Below are 2,648 nucleotides of genomic sequence, written 5' to 3'. Positions count from 1 at the left end.
GCGAATTAATATTCGCTAAATCTGGCATAGACTTCACTAGACTTTATATTTTGGCATAGACTTTTGATCGAATTTCACAGAGTTTTACAAGTGCAAAATGAAGTTGCTATCTAAAATCAATTCTAAGCGTCCTAAAATCGTTTCTGAGAGCCTTTAGAACTTCTTGAGTGTTATTCATCAGAAGAGTGCTAAAACGTCTCAAAATGCACGAAAACGAATTTTATTGCTATTGTATTATCTCTAAAATCGCTTTTAAGGCGTCTGAGAGCGTCTCTGAGCGATTTTAGAATTCAGCGAGTGTTATTCATAGCGAGAGTGCTAAAATAAAAAACAGCGCTCAAAAAAGAGCGCTGAACTTGCACAAGTTTTTAGCTGTGAAGTTAGTCTAAGATGATTTTAGCAATCGCTTTGACCAACTTCTTAACGAACTCACTAGGTACGATGATTAAGATTACCCAAAAGGACATCGGAAGGACCCCCTTCCTAGCACGATTAGACTGGTTAGGTCTGCGTGTGCACTAAAAATTATAGCATGTTATAATAAGACCATGATTAAGATTACCGCGTGTGCAAACTGAACTTAAGCTGGTTACTTAAGTTCGCCGCGGTGGCGCTCCCGGATGAAAGGAGCGCTTTTTTTGTGCGCAAAAAAGCCTGCAGGAGAGATATGAAGTAGAACTCCTGCAGGCTTTATTTGCGCATGGGGTCATGCGCAATTTCCGTAGTTCGAGTATAGCACAGTGGCACTATCAAAGATATATGTATATGGCAGTTTGGCTCTTTTATTTTCGAGTGAAATTTTAGCGACCGAGGATAAGCGAACGCCTGAATTTTAGGCGGTATAACTCGGTGGCGAGAGCCCGCAGGAAGTAGATGTTAGTCAAGGGGCGAGTGAAACGAGACGGCGTAGCGCAACCCTTGACTAACAAGACCGCAAAACACGATAAGGGACAAGAACAGCCCGTTTTTTTTGGTCTGTTCTGCGCGATATACGGCACGTATGACTGCGGTCAAGCTGGCATCAGCTTGGCAGGGTGTGGGGTGCAACCCCGCAAAGCGGAAAAGTGGCAAAATCGATCGACCGAAAATTATGAAAAAATGACGTAGCAAATCTAGCTCGAAACTCGACAATTTTTGTCGAGTTTCTTCTTGTCTTGATACTATATAGAAACAACGTCATTTTTTCAATCGGGGTCAAACCCGCACCAGGACTGGGTTTGACCCAATTTCAAGGGGTGAAAATGACATTCACAGATGTGAAATAGTTTTTGGCTTTTTTAATGAGAAATGCCCGGAAATCCCCTCACTAAAGTAAGGGGATTTCCGCCCAACTATTATTAAATAGTGTTCAAATTGGTATTGATAGGATGGATGTCAAGCTGATAACCAACTACTTTGACCCCATTCTTGATAGTAGTTAAGGTGAACATGGTTTTGGGATATAGATTACTTAGTTCTTTTAAGGCTCTGTTAAGAACATCTCGTTTGAAAACTCCAGCAGACATCTTTTTAGGATTGCCGTCATCATCACTACCAAGCATCCAGCTTTCCCATTCCTGCACATCTCCCTCTATTCTCACATCAGGTAATTGATTATGCTCTGGCTTCCAAGGACCAGATCCTTTAGCATTCCACAGCTTCATTAAGCTAAGAGTGTATTTCGAACGTACCCGTGATAGTTCTGACAACTTAAAACTGTAAAAATGCTCTTTTAGTTGAAAGACAAAGGGAGCAACCTTAGGACTAAACTGAAACTTAATTTTTCCACTCTTCAACAACATAATATCTGAAAAAAGCGAAGTCATAAGGATTCCCTGTTCTCCTTCGTCTCTGACAAGCATATATATAGCTGTTTTTTCATTAAGCCCCTTAAATGCCTTAGCAACTCGTTTGTAATTAAAACCTGATAAATTTAACCCTAAATGTTTAAGGATATCCTTAGCTTTAACACTATATTCTTTTGTAGGAACATCGTCCCGCTGAACAAAACTGAAACAGAAATCTAATACCTTATGCTCAAAGACCGTTAAATTCCCAAAGCTTTTTGCAAGATCATTAGCCTGTGTCACAAGATAATCTTGTCTGCTTAACAATTCATCTACAGCCTTATCCATTTTTCGATTTTCAACAATTGCCATAACTACACCTCTTTTTTGTATCATTCCTTTATGTGTATATAATACCGCTTTTTGATTAATAGCACAAATACACGTATATTTTTCTCACAAAGCACGTATATTTTTCTCACAAAGCACGTATATTTTTCTCACAAAGCACGTATATTTTTCTCACAAAGGTCTTCTGTAACCCGCATGGTTGAGCGATTTTTCAGTGCCCTAATGTAATATAATGTATATAGAATGTAACCAAGAATGTATATACCGTATATAGCGCGCGCAAGAACTTTTTTCGAAAATAAAAAAAAACTTGCTCGAAAGAGCAAGTATATATCACTCTGAAATAAAAAAAACAGCGGTGTCTGAAGATACCGCTGAAAGTCAAACTTTATGCTAGAGGATCTGAACTTAATCAGACAACCAAGAAGCAATACGTTTAAGAGCTTTTTTAATTGCTAGCTTTACTAAAAGCAATAAAGCTTTACAAAGCCGTTTTACTTGCTTATTAGGCAAGATCACGAAGATGACAAC

1 protein-coding gene is annotated in these 2,648 nt (G+C 38.8%); it reads right to left on the bottom strand.

The annotated features are described in order from the left end of the window. Positions 1 to 1,337: 1,337 nt before the first annotated feature. Entirely contained in the window at positions 1,338 to 2,138 is an 801-nt protein-coding gene (locus tag LMU01S_RS09835) for a replication initiation protein (RefSeq protein ID WP_056957966.1), read from the bottom strand. Positions 2,139 to 2,648: the final 510 nt, after the last annotated feature.

This window comes from Ligilactobacillus murinus DSM 20452 = NBRC 14221, assembly GCF_001591685.1.
In the GTDB taxonomy this organism is placed as follows: Bacteria; Bacillota; Bacilli; order Lactobacillales; family Lactobacillaceae; genus Ligilactobacillus; species Ligilactobacillus murinus.
The sequence above is the reverse complement of the archived record's forward strand: the minus strand, read 5'-3'. Positions and strand labels throughout refer to the sequence as shown.